This is a genomic window from Lentzea sp. NPDC102401 (genome assembly GCF_044765805.1).
Classification (GTDB): Bacteria; Actinomycetota; Actinomycetes; order Mycobacteriales; family Pseudonocardiaceae; genus Lentzea; species Lentzea sokolovensis.
Map to the genome: position 1 here is coordinate 228,740 of NZ_JBIWKS010000012.1, position 17,006 is coordinate 245,745.

Here is a 17,006-nt window from a genome sequence, read left to right on the forward strand (position 1 = left end):
GCGAATCGGGCCCAGATCACCCCATCGGGTCAGCTTGACTCCGCAACGCGACCGTATGCACGCGCTCCGTGTCCTCCTCGCTCGTTAGCCGAAGTTCAGCGACTCCCATCTTGCTGGGTCTAACCTGAACCCGGTACCGGCTGTTGCGCGAATGTTGGACGTGAGGACATCTCTGGTGGCTGACTCACCCGGCCCAACCGTTGCGTCGAGCGACGGCCGGCCGACCGATTTCGAGCTCGTGCAAAGACTCGCACAGGGCGATCGGCCGGCGTTCGGTGAGCTGTACGACAGGTACGGCACGCCAGCGTATTCGCTGGCCAGGCGCATCTGCGTGGACCCGGATCTGGCCGAGGACGTCGTCCAGGAAGCCTTCCTCGCGCTCTGGCGGCACCCCGCCAGGTTCGACCCCGCCCGCGGAAGTTTCGGCACCTGGTTGATGACTTTGGTTCACCACCGCGCGGTGGACGCCGTACGTAAGGAGAACACTCAGCGTCGTCGGACTGTTCCCCTCACCGACGATGTCTCCCCTCCTGCCGAAGGCTCCGACCACGCAGCGTTGGTCAGCGTGGTGAGCGCCGAGGTCAGAGCGGCCCTGCACACGTTGCCGGAAGAACAGCGCCAGGTAATAGCGCTCGCCTATCTGGGCGGCTACACGCAGTGCGAAGTGGCAAAGCTGACAGGCGTACCCCTGGGCACTGTGAAATCGCGCACGTTCGCGGCGATCAGACGCCTGAGAGGCACGTTGGGGAACTTGTGGGCCGGAGAGACCGGCGAGACGACAGGAGTTCACCGGTGAACGGCGACCTGTGCGCTCAAGAGGAGCTCGCCGTCGGCTGGGCGATGCACTCCCTGGAGCCAGACGAGGAAGCAGTGGTCCGCGACCACCTGCCGACCTGCACCACGTGCCAACACACCGTGCAGGCGACGCAGGAGGTCCTGGCGGGCATCGGCGGCGCGGTCCGCCAGGAACAACCACCACCCCGCCTCCGCGCGAGGCTGATGGAACAGATCGAGCACATCCCCCAGGAAGTGCCCGCACAACACGCCCCGCGCCACGCGGCCCCGATTCCGCTGCGCCCGCAACACCGCCGCCGCACCGGCCGCGTACTGCTGGCCGCCGCGGCAGCGTTGGTCGTGCTGGTAGGCGGCGGCTACCTGGGCGTGCGCGTGAACCAACTCTCGAGCGAGGTCACGGCCGCACAGACACGCACCGACGAGCTGAACAAGGCCCTCTCCCTGGCCGCGGACCCGTCCACGAACAGGGCGGTCCTGCGCACGACCTCAGGCGACGAAGTGGCCGTGGTTCTCTCGAACCCGACCTCGGGCGCCGTGATGCCGATGAACCTCAAACCGAACGACACGGGTCACGTTTACGTAGTTTGGGGTGCAAGCACGAAAGCGCCGGTACCGTTGGCGGTGTTCGACGTGCGCGCAGGCTCCACAGACCCGCAACTGCTGGCCTGGTCCGCCGACGCGCACAAGCACACGACCTTCGCGGTGTCGCTCGAACCAGGCCGCCAGGCCCCTCCGAAACCCTCGGAGGTGCTGGCAGGCGGTCAGGTTGCACCCGCCTGAATCCCAACAGGATGATCGACACATGACGAAGCCCGAAGTGAAGCCCGACGAGCACAAGGGCTGGCGCCACTGGTTCCACCGGAACCCGGCGCTGAACCTGGCGTACCGAATCGGCGTGGGCGTGATCGGCGGCCTGGTCCTGATCGCGGGCATCATCATGATCCCGTACCCCGGCCCGGGCTGGCTCGTGGTCTTCGCGGGCCTCGCCATCCTCGCCACGGAATTCGAGTGGGCAGGCCGAGTCCTGAAGTTCGCGAAGCGCTACTACGACCGTTGGGTCGCCTGGCTCAAGCGCCAGCCGGGCTGGGTCCGCGGCCTGGTGATGGCGGGCGTCTGCGCCATCGTCCTCGTCACCTGCTACCTCCTCAACGTGTTCGCACTGGTGGGAGGCTGGTTCGGCGTGGAGTGGACCTGGTTGCAGAGCCCGATTTTTGGTTCTCGTTGATGATGTTGTAGGCTATGGCCACACCGCGAGAGCGGGACAGCACCACAACAGAACACGGGCGTTTAGCTCAGCGGGAGAGCGCTTCGTTCACACCGAAGAGGTCACTGGTTCGATCCCAGTATCGCCCACAGTGTGTTTTACCAGGTCAAACGGGGTATCGATGATATTCATCGATACCCCGTTTGCGTTGCGTGGGAGCAGATTGGGAGCAGAAGTCCTCCCCCAACTCGCCAGATCTACGCGAAGTCTTGTCACCGAGATTTGCAAATCCGCAGGTCAGCGAATTGAGGCTCATCGGACTGCTGGTGACCTCTTCGCCGCCACCTAAGAGGTCACCAGGCGTCAAGCTCGCCTCACTTTGCATCGCCGTCTTAGGCATTGCACCAAGTCGCCCACGAGCGGTCTCGACGATGCCCGTCCCACACAACACATGCTTGACCGAGCCCTTGCCCCCAGATATGAGTTCACGGTCACCTGACCTGTAGAAATACGACGTTCTGCACCACTAAGCGCAGTTGGCTAGTTCCAGCACGCTGACCGCAGTTGGTCACCGTCCTGAAGATCCACTCCTTTCTCGGAGCCGCTGAGCACTTGCGCCTGTGACCCTCCCGGACGTGCGCGAGTCGGCTCTGGCGGTGGTCACGACCAGCAAATAGCGGACGGAACCACCGCGGTCCACTCGGGTTCAGGACTGCAGGGCGCGCACGGCGGTCAGCCGGCTCTTGACGTTGTCGGTGAGGCGCTTCAACCCGAGCAGCTCCAGCACCGCCCGCTGGAGCGCCTCCTCACCGAGGTCGTCGTCGCGCGCGACGACGTGGTCGAACAAGGCCGCCAGCTCGGCCGGGGGCACCTCGTCGAGCGAACGCGGTCCGAGCCGTCGCGGGCACACCTCCGGCTGCCCCGGCACCCGGTAGGTGCGCGGCTTGACGCCGCTCTCTCCGAGGGGATCGTCCTCGATCAGCTGTCCGTTGCGCACCGCCTGCGAGATCGCCTTGTTCAACTCGACCGCGACCGTCTTCGTGACGCGGACGGCGCCGGAGGCACGGACGTAGGCGGTGTGCAGGCGGCTGCCGCGCACCGGTCCCTCGGCCTCGACGAGCCGGATCAGGCCGCTGACCATCTCCTTCCGGGACGCGTCACCAACCTGGACGACCGTTCCGTCGAACTGCCGGTAGTCGGCCAGGACGAGGTCGCCTGCTGCTGCCGGTACCGCCTCCCGCACCGCGGTCACCGGCTCGTGCACGACCTGTTCCACAGCGGTCGGCTGGTCCTCCCACACCTCGGGCCGGTCCAGCTCCTGCGGCACCGGCTCGGCGACGGCCACGACCTCCGCGGTCTGCGGGACCTCAGCGGGCGGCGCCGGCTCGGCGACAGCCGGAGGCACCGGCACCACGACGGTCGGGAGGTCGGCGTGCGGAGTCCAACCGGACGGGTGGACGTCCAGCTGGTGCAGCGCGTCCCACAGCCGCGCCAGCACGGCCGGCCGGTCCACGTAGAACTCGGACTCACGGATGCGGAAGAACGTCCAGCCGCAACGTTCCAGGTCGCGTTGCCGGGCGAGATCGCGTTCATAAGCGTCGGGTCCGTGCCACGCGTCGCCATCGCACTCGACCGCCAGCCGTGCCTTCGCTCCTACCACCACGAGGTCGATGCGGTAGCCCTCAGCCGGGAACTGCGGCACGACGCTGTACCCGCGGTCGACGAGGCGGTTGAACACCCGCTGCTCGAACAGCGAGTCGAAGGGCTCCACCCGTCGGTCGTCGGGCACGACCGAACGTCTCTCCTCACCGGCGTCACCCGCGCGCCCGGACAGGGCGTAGCAGTAGTCCAGCAGCTGGAACCGCATGTCCTCCGGGTTTCCGAGGTCCGACAGACGCAGCGAGTGGAACACCCACATCTGGTCCTTGGCGCGCGACGCGGCCACGTTGAAGCGCTGGACGTACATGTCCTGCGTCAGCGAGGAAATCCGGACGCCGGGTTCCGGTGCCTTCACCATCGACAGGAACATCACGTTGCGCTCGGACCCCTGAAAGTCGGCCGAGTCACCGCACCTGAGGTCGCGGGCCTTCCACTCCTCCGGTGGGATGCGCTCCAGCAACCGCTTCTCGATCCGCTTGGCCTGCGCGCGACCAAGCAGCGACACGACCCCGAACGTCAGGCCGTCGTAGCGGGGATCCGCGATGCACTTCTCGATCTGGTCCACGATCGCGTCGGCCTCGGCGGGGTTGACCTTGTCGGTCACCCCTCGCTCGTGGCCGTTGTCCACGAACACCGGCTTGATCGGCTCCAACCGATCCGCTCCGTACTGGCGCACAGGCACCAGCCGGATGCCGTCGGGCTCGTACGCGATCCGGTTCGAGAAGCCGATTATCTCGGGCACGCACCGGCGGTGCTCGACGAGGGTGATCATGCCCTCGAACCTCATCTTCGCCTCGTCGAAGAGACTGCGCTTGGGCTCCTGCCACGAGGCACGGTGCGGGTCGTCCCAGAGGTACTGCTGGGCGAGGTCGCGCAGCTGTTGCTGGTCGGTGCCGACGGCCGACGGCGAGACCTGCTTGTCGTCGCCGATGACCACGATCTTCGGTGCGAGGTACTGCAGGAACGTGGCTTCGAGACCGGCCTGCGACGCCTCGTCCACCACGACGACGTCGAACATGTCCGGCTGAACGCGGAACTGTTCGGCGATCCGGTAGACCGGCATGATCCACACCGGCACTGCCGGCCGGCAGCGTCCCATGGCCGCCCTGATGTCAGCGCGGCGCTGGTTCGCGTAGACGCCGGTGCCCTTGCCCAGCAGTTTGACCAGCTGGGCGTACTGGAGCAGGTCGGCACGGGCCTTGCCGGACAACCGTTGTGGCGACACGGCGTGGCTCCACGCGCGTTCGGCCGCCAGCTGCTCGACACGGCGGCGCACCTGTTCCTCGACGTGCAGCACCTCAGTCTGCAGTGCGTTCACGTCCTCGTCGCCGCGGTTCATCACCCACGCCCTGGCGACGGCCCAGGACCAGGCAGCGTCCCAGTCGGCGAGCTTCCCGATCCAGGCCGGGGCGCGCGGATCGTCGGAGATGGCGTGGTGGACCTGCGGCAACGACTGCGCGAAAACGGCCGCGACGTCGTCACGGCGCCGGGTCAGCTCGGCGACCTCGGTCAGCCGCACCAGCCGGTGATGCGCGACCGCGTACGACTCGTGGTCCCGCTGCTCCGCCGCCTGCGCGAGGTGTTTGACGCACGGCGCGGCATCGGCCCACTGCGCCACGTCCGAAATGGTCCGCGCGACCTCCAGCAACGGCAACGTCGCGGCGGTGCGCGCGTCCGAAGCGGCAGCCGCGTCTACAAGTCGCGCGTAAATCTGCACAGCACCGAGGTCGGTCCAGTTCGGCCGCGGGAGCCCGAGTCCGGCGAGACCGCGCTCCTCCGCCTCGAGCGCTTCTCCCAAAGCCAGAACGCGACGCAGCTGCTCCAGTTCCGTCACGTGCCACTGGAGGCGCTCGCTCAGCGTGTCCTCCGCTGGAACGTGCACCGAGTCCGGCCAGGCCCGGTCGAGCGCCTCCAGCACGCGGCTGGCGTCAGCCCACATCAGGAAGAGGTCTAACTGGTCCGCGCTGGTGGGCGGAACACCGTTGACCCGCACCGCCTGGAACAACGGCTGTGCCTGCTTCACGGCCTTGGGCGCGAAAGCGCCGGTCTTGGGCGACCCGTCGGGATTCACCTTGAGCGTGCCGCCGTCGCCGATGTGCGCGCGGAGCGAACCCGCGAGGGAGACCAGGACGCCCGTGTCGGCCGGGCCGACCCGCACGTCGGTGAGCGGCCCCAGCCGATCCACCAGGGGACGGATGCGCTCGATCAGCTGAGCGACCTGGTGTCCGCGCGACCTCCACAGGTTCGCGCGCCCCGACAGCACCTCCGCCAGCGCGTCGTTCATCCACGCCTCGCGCCGCCGGGAGAGGTCCTCGGCTTCCCGCGCGAACCCGTTGAGGCGCTGGCGGAGCAGGGTCCGGGTGGCCTGGTCCAGGCGCCGCACACCGTCGAACGCGTCGTGCCGGGTCAGGCTGCCGTGTCCCTCCTCGGCGACGATGGCCCGCTGCTCGGCGGTCACCAGGCCGAAGAACTCCTCCGGGCCGGGCACCAGGGCGAGGTCCAGCAGTTTGAGCCGCGACTCCGGCTCGTCCGCGTTCAGTGCGTCGTCCACGACGCTTCGGTGCCACGCGACGACGTCCTTCGACAGCAACGGTGACGGAGCAGCTTCTCCGACCTCGACGAGATCGGCCAGCCAGCCGAACCGCTCCCGCTCGGCTTCGAGCCTCTGCGCGATCGCGGCGAGCGTGCCGCGGTATCCGGCCACGTCGAACTCGGTGACCTCCTTCATGCGGGCGTCGAGGAGACACCGGTACAGACCAGCACGACGCAGGCGCAGTTCCTCAATCGCCGCCGTGTGCTCGTCGACGGCGCGGCGAGCCGCTTCGGCGTCGTACTCGCTGGCCACGTGGCTGATCCGCTCGACCGCGACCTTCAGGTCTGCCAGGTCGGAGCGCGAGGAACCGACGACGGAGACCGCGAGCGGTGCGATGGCCTCGGGAAGCTTCGCCCGGACCTCCTTCAGCGCGCGATCGGTGTGCGCGGTCACGAGCACGCGCTTTCCCTGTGCGAGCAGGTGCGAGAGCAGGGCGGCGACGGTGTGGGTCTTGCCTGTTCCCGGCGGACCCTGGACGAGGACCTGCGCCTTCGTGTCCACCTGGGTCAGCACACGCAGCTGGCGGTCGTTGACCGGCAATGGGAGGAACGGTTCGTCGCCGAGGTCGACCAGCGCACCCGCCTCGGGTGAGCTCACGGCGGCCGGCCGGTGGTCGGGGTCCACCAGCGGGAGCAGCCCGTCCGGCACGACACCGGACTCGCCGATCTGGCCCGCCACCGAGTCGAGGATGTCCACGATCCCCTGCCGGGACCGCCGGCGCAGGATCACCGCGGGGGCGAACGCCGCCACCGCGTGCGCTCCGGCCTTCTGCGGTTGGTCCTCGTCGAGGTAGATGGCTTCGGCGTCGAGGGCATGCACCAGCCTGCGCAGCACGCCACCCACTTCTTCGCGGCACAACACGGCCGCAGTGACCTCACCGGCCTCGTTCCTGATCTGCACGACGTGCTGTGGGTTGGCGACGCGACCGGGATCGACCATGTCGAGCTCGACGGTCAACCCCTCGGCGGTCTCCGCGTGGTGGACGGTCAACCGGCCGGTCTCGTCGTCGAAGCGGATTACCGCGGGCACGGTGGCAAGGTGCCGGCGCACCGCGTAGTGGCCGAGAGGCGACCACGACAGGCACCCGACACCGATCACCAGCTCCAGTTCCTCCGCGTGGCCCGCGGCGGTGACATAGGCGGCGAACAGTTCGTTGTAGACCTCGCGCGCCGGCCGGTCGTTCTTCTCCTGCTCGGCCCAGGCGGTCCAGAGGGCTTCCCAGTCGGCGTGCAGCTCCTGGACCTCAGGCGCGTCCTCGATCGCGACCCGCTGCGGTTCCTCGCCGATCGCGTCGCGCAGGCGAGGTGGCGTGCCGGGATCGTCCCAGTCACCGTCCAACCAGGGCCTCAGCGCGGCGTCCGGCTCCGGCGGGTCCTGGTGGGCGACGCGTTCCACGGTGAGCAAGGAACCCCCGGCCTCGAACACCGTGTCGTGGTGCGCCGAGCGCACCGCGGGGTGCTCGGGCAACCGCCCGAACCACAGCACCGACTCGTAGCTGTCGGTCGTCCGTGCCGGATTGGACTTGAGCTGCTGGCTGCGGGCGAGGAACTGGAACAGCCGCACCGCTCGATCAACCGTCTTGTCGTGCTGACCACGAGCGGCCCCACCGTTAGCCACGCCGTTCTCCTTACTCGCCACCGGACAGACGAACTGCTCATCGCCACTCCAGTGCGCGTTGATACAGCCGAAACCACACCGTTACGAACTGCGGTTCCCATGCTGTAGCGGACTTGATCACCGCGCCCTTGCCGCTCAACCAAATTCGAACGGCTGGTTATGCCATTCGATCGTTCCACTCGTTCACTCATTTGCGGGCAGGCGCCTGAACTGCTGGCGCGGTATGACTTGATGGCTGGGTCGGAGACGAGGGGGCAGTCTTGGCGGATGTGGTCGAGGCCCTACGGCGGCTGTTCGAATCGTCGTGGGTGCCCTTTCAGTCGGATTCGCAACTTGTCGGGAAAGTTCTCCAGAAGGCAGCCAAGATCGACCTCGATCGCAAGGAGAAGCAGCAGGACATTCCTGCGCGGAAGGCGCAGCTGACTCCAGTCGCCAAAAACGAGCACAACGGCGGAATGTCGATCATGCCGTGGGAGTTGCTCCACACCCTCGGCCGCGCGACCGTGCTGTCCGGTCAGGGGTCGTCGCGCGCGTTAGCGCAACACTGGAGCTGCCTCAAATACATCACCACGTTGCAGGCCAACTACCAGGGACGGATGGAGTTGTCGCAGGACGGCCGTGATCCTCGCTATCACAGGAAGTCGGTTCAGGCCGAGGACCTGGGGATTGCGTTCGCCCTGGCCGCCTCACTCCGCATCGTCCAGCGGAGACATCCTGACTACCAGTTTCAGATCGTCGACGCCGACGTCGCGCTTGAAGCCGGGTGGGCGCTCAGAGGCACCGAGGTCCGGTCGCGTGAGAACACCCTGCTGCGGCCCGACTACTTCCTCGTCGGCCTCAAGGAAGATCAACCGGCGCGCCTCGTCACCGTGGAGTGCAAGGGATCGCACGGCAAGGCGGTGGCGCAACACGAACAGCTGGCCAAAGCGTCCTCGCAGGTCCACGCGGTGGTGGTGGGAGGTGGTGACGGGAGCGCCGCGCCGCCACCGAGTCTGATGATGGCGACTGCGCTGGCCGGCAGCGGCGGCATCGAGATGCTGATCCTCGATCCAGACGGCGACGGCGTGCTCGCAGTGCCAGGAGAACGCGCCCTGTCGCTGAACGGGCCGATCGAGGAGCTCCACGATTTCGCAGGCATTCCCGTCAAGGCGTCGGATGGCTCGGACGACACACGGCCGGGGTTCTATCTTCCGCCGGAACGTTCGGAGTGGTTCTCTCGCGTGCTCGCTCGGACGTCCGCCGCCAGCTTGCTCACGTTCGTGGGAGACAGAAAAGGCGCGCGAGAGTTGTTGACTCCCCGTCAGCAGGCCCGCGTCGGATCCGAGTACGCGCTTCCCGGCACCGACACGGTCTTCGACACCGGCGTCGTGCTCGGCGGCATGCGGTTCATCGGCACTGACCACGTCTTCCGGTTCGGCTCGCAGCGGATGGAAGCTTTCTCGGGAGTGCTGGTCGGGCTACGTCAGCTGCTCGCGGAGAAGGATCTTCAGGGCTACCAGTCGGCGCTTCCCAGCGTGCTGGCTGTATGGGCGGACCGGCGCCAAGAGGCGGAGGCGGAATGGGGCGGAGTCATCGCAATGGATACCGACGGTGCGGTGCTCGGGTTACGACCCATGGGCGTGGGCCAAGAACTGGAGTACACCGGTCCTCATTGACAGCACGGCCAAAGGCCCCAGCCCGTTGGGGACCTGGAGGACACACATCGTCAAGAAGGGCCGGTGTGCCAGTTCCGCCACGAACGGCTGCGGGAATGGCGCTCGGCCTGGCTACCAGCTGACCAACTCCAATCGCCCGGCCATCTCTCGGCCGAGCTCCTTTGTCGACCAGAGCTACCGGGGTACAGCAGACTTCATGGCCAGGTTCACCGCCACGATGGCGATGATGATCAGCACCACGGCCGTGGCCGCGTAGACGAAAACTTGCGCGTAGCTGGTGCGGCTGCGAATGCGGAACGTCGCGAGCGCCGTGCCCAGCGAACAGGCGATGGGCGGCAGCCAAAGCCAGCTGGGATATTTCACGGCTCCGGCGATCGACGACACGACCAGAACGGCAGGGATGACGTATCCGGCCCAGTGGTACCGGCGAATGTTGTGGTCGTATTCGAACGGGGGCCGGGGGGTCGACGTCACGGTGATCGCCTCTCAGGTGAGCCAGCTGCGGTCGGAGAAGTCCTCGTCCTCGTGGCCTTCGGGCGGATTCTGCCGCCAAGCCCTCACCGGAGGCGTCTCGGGCTCGTTCGCCAGTCGATCAAGGGCGGCACGTCCGAGCTCTTCCTGTTCGGCACGTTGCTCATCCGAAAGACTTCCGTACCAGTGCTGGAACTGGGCCACTCCCGGTTCCAGTGCGGAGGCGTAGCTACTGGAGGTCATCACCTCACGCGGGCTGATTCGCCCGGCCAGCAGCTCTCTGGCCATTTCCGCCAACGCTGGATTCTTGCTGTTGATGGAGAGCTTCTGCAGCAGCTTTCGCCGAACCGCGTCGTTGGTCGGGTCCACGGAGAACCGTGGTTGTCGAGGGTCGGCCACTGCTACCTCACCCCGGGGTTGTGGTAGCCGTCAGCGGGGAACGGGTGGGCTTTGAACGCACCGTTCGATCCGATCAGGTTGAGGATCTCGCCGTGAATGCCCCGGACCAGGTTCTGCACCTTCATGATCAGGTCGGTGACAGCCTTCCAGTCGCGTACGATCGCCGCGCACTGAAGGGCGGCCAGTGACCACAGGACCGCTGGTCCAACGCCGGTCTCCACCAGCACACCTCCAGCTGCCACCTCCACGGCGGCCCAGAATGCCCAGTCAAAGATGCCCTGGATGAGGTCGCCGGCCGTCTCGGCCATCTCCCACACGCCTCTGGCGGCTTCCAGGTACTTGTCCCGGAGGCCGCCCAGTGCTTGCTGGTGACTTTCGATCGTGGCGCCGAAAGCGCCGAAGTACTGGAACGCTCCATTTGCGGCGTTGCCGTGCCAGGTCTCCAGCAGGGCACCCAGATTGATCCGAAGGTCGTAGGCAACGTCCTCGCAGAAGAAACTAAGAGAGTTGAAGGTGCTCGCACACTTGGCGATCGCCTCCCAATCTCCGGTGATGACTTTCGCCAACTCCTCCACCGGGTTGACGCCGATCGTCTCTTTCAGGATCTGGGCGATCCACCAGCCGGGGCTGAGCAGGTTCGTGAGATCGTTGATGATCTGAATGGGGTTCTGGAAGTCCACCGGCTTTCCGGGTTCGGTCAGCCGCCCCGCGGGGAACCGTGCCTGCCACACGACGCTTATGGTGCCGCCTTGGTCGATTCCACCTGGCAGTGGCGGAAGTTTCGGCGGATCCCCTGGGTTCGGGTAGGTCGAGTCCAGCTGCTCGGCCGAACCCCGATCGGTCGAGTCGTACATCTTCACCGACGCGTCCAGGGCACTCGCACAGGAACCCAAGACCTCGGCCAGTCGCTGCATCGCGGCAACGACATCCGACCGCACCTGCTCATGCGACGACGTCAGGAGGTTGATCACGCCCTCGCCCGCGGACGGGCCGGCGGTGAGGTTGCGCTCAGCGTATCCGGCAGCCGGAATAGCGTCCTCGTGATGATTTCGCACGAGACCCGCATAGGAGTTCAGCTGAAATGTGTTCACCGCAAAGCTCATTGAACCCCCTCCGTCCAGCGTCAGACAACAACTCAAGTCAACCCATCCGGACAATAGGGAGTCGCAGCCATATCGATCACCACGACACCTCACAGCAGTGGCATACAACTCGATCAGGTGATCCACAACCTCATCACCGGGCTCGTCCGGCCCGTTCGATCGGTCTTCTGCCGGCTCCTCCACCTCGACTTGGAGGTGTGCGGCGGCGAAGCACTGGGAGCACGGTTTGGGAGCAGATTGGGAGCAACTCCATGCCCTCAACGCACCGGAACGATCCTCAATGGACCTGAACGGAACCGCGCCGACCTGTGGGAGTCTTGTTTCCGCAGGTCAGCGCAGTATCGGCGCTATAGTTCACACCGAAGAGGTCACTGGTTCGATCCCAGTATCGCCCATATCGATTAGAAAGCCCCTGACCTGCATAGGTCAGGGGCTTTCTGGTTTTTCGCGTACGCCAACTAGGCCGGAACCCACCCTGCGGTAGCCGAAACGGTAGCCAAACGGCGTTCTAGAGGGTCAGTCGTCCTCCCCGTCCTGCGTCGGCAGGAATAGACCGCCGATGCTCTCTGCGGCATCAGCATCGAGATCAGGGATGTCCTCGGTGTAGGTGTCGAGAGTGAACGCGACGGTGGCGCGACCGAGCCGACTGCTCATCGATCTTCGGCTGGACGCCGGACCTCAGCGAGATCGTGGCGTAGCTGTGTCAGACGTCGTGCAGTCGGATCAACTTCACTTTCGCAGCGTCCAACATGAGCAGCAGATCTTTCGCTGTCACCGTCCTGGACAGCACCTCACCCAGGCTGACACTGCCCGCCAATCAGACTGCGAACACAACAGACCCGTCCGGAGCCACTGTCGCCTTCCCCGCCCCACAGCGGTCGACACCGTCGACGGACCGGTCTCTGTTGCCTGCGACCACCAATCCGGAACCGTCTATCCACTCAGAACGACCACGATCTCCTGCACCGCGTCCGATCATGCGGGCAACGTTGCTCACGGCGCGTTCACCATCAACGTCATCTCCTACCCGCCCCCTACTGCAACAGACCTGGCGAGCGGCGGGCTGTCGGTCGGCTGCGCTCCTGCACCCGCGACGAAGTTCGGCCTCGGAACCACCGAAGTCACGTGCACCGCCACCGACGCGGCTGGCAACGTCGGCGACACCTCGTTCCAGGTTGTAGTCACCTACAGCTGGTCGGGGCCTCTGCTACCCGCGCGGGCTCGGCAGTTCGGCCGCGACAGTGGTGGTTTTCCGGCGTGAGGTCGCGCTCACAGCCGAGCCCGGCGCCAGCGTGTCCGACCTGGCGCCCACGCTGGCAGATCGGGATCGCGATGCCACCGTCACGGCCCGCGACTCGGACGGCGCAGAGTGGGCGCTGCGGTTGCGCCGCGACCGTGACATCCGGTCTGGACGAGTTGCCCACGCGTCCGGACGGGGAGTCCCCACCTTCCGCCTCGCTGGTGATCGTGCGCGAGGCCTACCGGACCGTTCTTGCGTTCTTTCGCCGGCGTGTTGCCGACGAGCATGCCGCGCACGATCTCACCTAGGCCATGGTCAGGACACCGCCGTGCCGATGGACTCGGCGACCATGGCCATCGTGGTGCGGGCGCGAACGGGGTCCTCGGTGAGGAAGTAGTGGTCGGTGCCTGGCGTTTCGTCGTGGTGCACCGGCACGCCGGCCTCGCGTAGACGTGCGGCGTAACGTCGCCCGTCGTGGCGGAGCACGTCGCGTTCGGCGGTCAGCACCACGGCGGGCGGCAGGCCTGACAGGTTCGTTGCCAGCAAAGGAGATGCCCACGGGTCCAGCTGGCCGGCGGGGTCGGGGAAGTACACCCGGCGTACTAGCCGGCGGAGCTGCGGTGTGATCATGCCGGGCTCGTGCCCGGGTTCGTTGTGGAAGTCCAGCACGGGAATCCCTAGTACCTGCAAGGCGGGAAGCCAGTGTCCGCCGTCGCGGGCCTGCAGGCTGACCGATGCCGCCAGGTTGCCGCCGGAGGAGAACCCGCCGACCGAGATCTTCGCGCCGTCGAGCCGCAGTTCGCCGCCGCCCGCCGCTGCCCACGCCGCGACGTCGTGGCACTGGTGGTGAGCGACGGGATAGGCGACGTAGGGGGCTGCGCGGAAGTCGACGTTGAGCACGGGGACGTTGGTCGTCGCGGCGAGGTAGCGGCACCACCAGTCGTCCATGAACGGGTAGCGCATCAGGAACGCTCCGCCGTGGAAGTGGACGTGCGCGGCGCCGGGCACCGGCTCGGCGTGCGGTTGGTAGACGTGCACACGGACGCGGCCGTGCCGGGTGGGCACCCGGATCATCCGAGGCCGTGGCAGGTCAGAGCCCGCGAAACGGAGCGCCTCGCCGTAGCGCACGGTCCAGCGGGCGGTGGCGTGCGTCGTCGCCGCGGCCATCCAGTCACTGAGTCTCACACTGGTTCTTTCGTCGCTTGGGGGTTCAGCGGATCGAGCCTCTCGGTGACGCGTTCTGCCGGCCCGAGTGAGTGGCGACTTCAGTCGAGCAGTGCGGTGACGTTGGCGCGGTCGGCGCCGAGGGTCACGTAGACCTGGGCCCACTGCTTGTCGGCGTCGGTGGGGGTTTTGCCGTCGCAGAAGGGTTTGCGGCCATGTGCGGTGTAGTAGCGCAGCAGCGCCAGGGTTTCACCGGTGCTGCGCATCGATTCGTCGGTGTAGCGGGGGCCCGGTGGCTGGGGTTGATGGGTCAGGCAGGTGAGCTCCGTGCCGTTCTCGTTGTCGAAGACCGGTCCGGGCTCGGGTGGGGAGCTGCAGGCGGTCAGAACGGTGGCGCCGCACAGGAGTGTGACGAGAGCGCGCATCGCGCCTCCTATTCGAACAGGGCTCGGGCGGTCAGCCCCAGGCCGACGACGAGGACGAGCCCGGCGGTGATGACGGGCAGGGCGGTGAAGCGGTCTCGGAAGCGTTCGACGGCGGCGAGCCGGTCGCGCAGGCGGACCAGGAGGAGACCGACGGCGGTGAGGGTGGTGGCCATGCCCAGGCCGTAGCCCAGGACGAGCAGCACGCCGAACCAGGTGCGGCCCAGGGCGATCGCGCCGAGCAGCACGACCAGTGCTGACGGGCTGGGCACCAGACCGCCCGCCACACCCATGCCGATCAGACCCCCACGACCCACACGGTGCCCATGCCTATGGCCGTGGCCGTGCCCATGGCCGTGGCCGTGTCCGACGGCGACGGGTTGCCGCTGCAGCGCCGAACGGAGCAGGAACACCCCGATGGCGATGACGAGCACACCGCTGGCGACGCCGAGCAGCCGCAGCAGGGACTCGCCGGCCAGCGCACTGGAGGCGCTGATCACCAGGCCGATCACCAGCACGCCGACGGTGTGGGTGAGGGTGACCGTGGCACCGACCACCACAGCGTCACGCGCGGTGCCGTCGCGGCCCGCGAGGTAGGCCGCGATGACGGTCTTGCCGTGTCCTGGCAGTGCGGCGTGGGAGGCGCCGAGCAGCAGTGACAGCAGCACGGCGAGGACGCCGATCAGCGGGGTGAGGTCCTGGTGGCCGACGAGGTCGGTGAAGGCGCGGGTGGCCATGCCGATCACCGTGCTGCCGCCTTGGGCCGCGGCGACGCCTGAGGTCGCGCTGGTTCCCGGCTCCACGCGCAGGCTCACCGCGCGGACGTCGAGCGGGTTGGCCAGCAGGTCGTCGGGGTAGGCGCGGAGCTCGTCACTGGAGCTCGTGGCCGGCACGGGGGGATCGATCAGCGCGATGCCGTCGCCGGTGGCGGTGATCTCGTGCCAGCCGACGCGGCCCGGCCGGTAGTTGTCGCGCACCTCGACGGTGCCGGCGGCGCTGAGGTCGGTGGGAGCGGTGAGCAGGCAGGTGAGGCGGGTGGTGGCCAGTCCGGCCTCGCCTGACGGGAACTCGACCGAGGCAGAGCGCAGCGCCACGGCCGTCCGCGTGCTGTCGACGTTCACCTCCAGGCTGCCTCGCACCGTGTCGCACTCGCGTGCGGCGTAGTCGGCCTGGCGGGCGGGTTGTTCCTGCAGGGTCGGGATCTCGGCGAGGTCGATGACGGAGACGAGGTCGACTCGGTCGGGGTGCACGGTGATGGCGTGGTGGTGGTTGATCGTGAAGTTGCCCAGCGGATGGGCTCCGGCACTGGTCGGGATCGCCAGCACGGCCAGCACGGTGAGGACGAGGACTGCCAGCGTTTTCACCGCAGGCCGTCCAGTGCGCTGCGGGCGGCCGGAGCGTCCACGGGCGAGAAGTGCGGGTTGGTCTTCAATGCCGAACCGAGTGCGTCAGCGGCTTCCGCGGTGCGGCCGAGGGCGCGCAGGATCATGCCGCGGTGGAAGGCGAACGTCGCGTTGCGCCAGCCGGTGGCGGCGGCGCGGTCGGCGTGGCCGATGGCTTCGGCGTCACGTCCGGCCAGGTGCAGGGCCCACGCGAGCGCGTCCGCGACCAGCGGGTGCTGCCGGCGGTTCCACTCGCGCTCGGCCGCGGCCAGGGCGGTGGTGGGGTCACCTCGGTCAGCGGCGACGATCGAGGTGGCCAGCTCGTCGGTGCTCCCCGCGGCGGCGAGCAGCCGTTCCTGTTGCGCGAGCAGGTCGAACTGGCGCGCGGCATCCTCGGTGCGGCCTGCGACACCCAGTAGGACGGCGTTTTCGTGCAGGTACTGCGGTGAGGGCACGCGGGTGACGAGGTCGGCGTAGATGGTGAGCGCGTCCGCGAGGTCGCCGCGGGCGGCGGCGATCTTGGCGCGTCCCTGCAGCAGTGCGGGGTCGAGAGGATCGATCTGCAGGCCCTGCTCGTACTGGGCGGCGGCTTCGTCGAGGTCGCCGTTGTCGAACGCCAGCTCGCCGAGGTGGTAGCGGCAGAACAGCGAGTCGGCGGGCGAGGGGGAGGCGTCGAGGGCACGGGTGAGGGCCTGGCGGGCGGCGTCGACGTCACCGCGCTGCTCGAAGTCGTAGGCGGCGCGGGTGAACGCGGGCACGCCGGGTTCGAGGTCGAGCATCCGCTGCACGGCGGCCCGCGCTTCGTCGGCCTCGCCGAGCTGGGTGAGGGCGTCGGCGAGCACGCCGTAGACCTCGGCGGTGTCGGGAAGGGCGTCGCGGGCGAGTTCGGCTTGGTCGCGGGCGGCGGCGAAGTCGTGCCGGGCGTTGGCCAGGGCGCCTAGGCCGAGGTGGGCGGGGCCGTTGCTTTCGGGTTTGTGTTGCAGGGAGGTGTCGAGCGCGCCTTGGGCCTTGGCGTAGTAGGTGGGGTCGCCGGTGATCCTGGCCTGTTCGACGTAGGCGGAGCCGAGCTGCGCCCACGTGGCGGCGTCGCCGGGCACGCGCTTGAGCCGGTCCTGGGCCGCGGAGATGGTGCGCTGCACGTCGCTGCGCACGACAGCGGCGCCCGATGCGGCGGGGGCGGGGTCGTCGCCGCGGCTCAGCGCGGTCGCGGTGGTGGCGAGCAGCGCGGCGCCGGCGGTGATCGCCAGCACTGCGATGATCTTGCGGCGGTTCATGGCGCGCTCCGTGGGTTGCTGCCGGGTC

At 67.7% G+C, this 17,006-nt stretch carries 14 protein-coding genes and 1 tRNA gene; 6 read left to right on the plus strand and 9 right to left on the minus strand.

Annotated elements, in window-relative coordinates; all coding sequences use genetic code 11:
• Positions 1-175 precede the first annotated feature (175 nt).
• The 4 genes from ACIRG5_RS35530 (at position 176) to ACIRG5_RS35545 (ending at position 2,148) form a co-directional block, all read left to right on the plus strand.
• A complete protein-coding gene (locus ACIRG5_RS35530; RefSeq protein WP_402913120.1) occupies positions 176-796 on the plus strand; it encodes an RNA polymerase sigma factor in 621 nt (206 codons plus the stop codon).
• Positions 793-1,575, plus strand: a complete 783-nt coding sequence (locus ACIRG5_RS35535; RefSeq protein WP_402913122.1) for an anti-sigma factor domain-containing protein — start codon at positions 793-795, stop codon at positions 1,573-1,575. Before ACIRG5_RS35530 ends, ACIRG5_RS35535 begins: the two co-directional genes overlap by 4 nt.
• Positions 1,576-1,597: 22 nt before the next feature.
• Entirely contained in the window at positions 1,598-2,020 is a 423-nt protein-coding gene (locus ACIRG5_RS35540) for a TIGR02611 family protein (protein WP_402913124.1), read from the plus strand.
• Between the two features lie 56 nt (positions 2,021-2,076).
• Positions 2,077-2,148 (plus strand) — tRNA-Val (locus ACIRG5_RS35545).
• A gap of 557 nt (positions 2,149-2,705) precedes the next feature.
• Here the strand turns inward: ACIRG5_RS35545 and ACIRG5_RS35550 are convergent.
• Entirely contained in the window at positions 2,706-7,868 is a 5,163-nt protein-coding gene (locus ACIRG5_RS35550) for an AAA domain-containing protein (protein ID WP_402913126.1), read from the minus strand.
• Positions 7,869-8,128: 260 nt separating this feature from the next.
• Here ACIRG5_RS35550 and ACIRG5_RS35555 point away from each other — a divergent pair, with 260 nt between their 5' ends.
• Complete coding sequence (locus ACIRG5_RS35555) at positions 8,129-9,523, plus strand: hypothetical protein (RefSeq protein WP_402913128.1); 1,395 nt, start codon at positions 8,129-8,131, stop codon at positions 9,521-9,523.
• 174 nt (positions 9,524-9,697) lie between these two features.
• Here the strand turns inward: ACIRG5_RS35555 and ACIRG5_RS35560 are convergent, their stop codons facing one another.
• The 4 genes from ACIRG5_RS35560 to ACIRG5_RS35575 form a co-directional block, all read right to left on the minus strand.
• Positions 9,698-9,907 (minus strand): hypothetical protein, encoded by a 210-nt coding sequence (locus ACIRG5_RS35560; protein ID WP_402913130.1) that lies wholly within the window; start codon positions 9,905-9,907, stop codon positions 9,698-9,700.
• A 102-nt stretch (positions 9,908-10,009) separates the two neighbouring features.
• On the minus strand, positions 10,010-10,363 hold the full coding sequence (locus tag ACIRG5_RS35565; protein ID WP_402913133.1) for a hypothetical protein: 354 nt from the start codon (positions 10,361-10,363) through the stop codon (positions 10,010-10,012).
• Between the two features lie 32 nt (positions 10,364-10,395).
• Positions 10,396-11,496 (minus strand): hypothetical protein, encoded by a 1,101-nt coding sequence (locus tag ACIRG5_RS35570; protein ID WP_402913135.1) that lies wholly within the window; start codon positions 11,494-11,496, stop codon positions 10,396-10,398.
• A 516-nt stretch (positions 11,497-12,012) separates the two neighbouring features.
• Entirely contained in the window at positions 12,013-12,150 is a 138-nt protein-coding gene (locus ACIRG5_RS35575) for a hypothetical protein (RefSeq protein WP_402913137.1), read from the minus strand.
• 58 nt (positions 12,151-12,208) lie between these two features.
• Between ACIRG5_RS35575 and ACIRG5_RS35580 the strand changes: the two genes are divergently transcribed.
• Positions 12,209-12,757, plus strand: coding sequence for an HYR domain-containing protein (locus tag ACIRG5_RS35580; RefSeq protein ID WP_402913345.1), 549 nt, complete (start codon positions 12,209-12,211; stop codon positions 12,755-12,757).
• A gap of 294 nt (positions 12,758-13,051) precedes the next feature.
• On the opposite strand, the gene ACIRG5_RS35585 is transcribed toward ACIRG5_RS35580, so the two are convergent.
• From ACIRG5_RS35585 to ACIRG5_RS35600, 4 genes are all read right to left on the minus strand, one after another.
• The gene (locus tag ACIRG5_RS35585) at positions 13,052-13,921 is read right to left on the minus strand and encodes an alpha/beta hydrolase (RefSeq protein WP_402913139.1); all 870 of its coding nucleotides are present in this window, start codon (positions 13,919-13,921) and stop codon (positions 13,052-13,054) included.
• A gap of 80 nt (positions 13,922-14,001) precedes the next feature.
• Positions 14,002-14,325 carry a hypothetical protein gene (locus ACIRG5_RS35590; protein ID WP_402913142.1) on the minus strand — a complete coding sequence of 108 codons (324 nt, stop codon included), beginning with the start codon at positions 14,323-14,325 and terminating at the stop codon, positions 14,002-14,004.
• 8 nt (positions 14,326-14,333) lie between these two features.
• Positions 14,334-15,686: a nickel/cobalt transporter gene (locus tag ACIRG5_RS35595; RefSeq protein WP_402913144.1), complete on the minus strand. Its 1,353-nt coding sequence runs from the start codon at positions 15,684-15,686 to the stop codon at positions 14,334-14,336.
• On the minus strand, positions 15,683-16,978 hold the full coding sequence (locus tag ACIRG5_RS35600; RefSeq protein WP_402913147.1) for a tetratricopeptide repeat protein: 1,296 nt from the start codon (positions 16,976-16,978) through the stop codon (positions 15,683-15,685). The genes ACIRG5_RS35595 and ACIRG5_RS35600 overlap by 4 nt, the downstream gene beginning before the upstream one ends.
• Positions 16,979-17,006 lie beyond the last annotated feature (28 nt).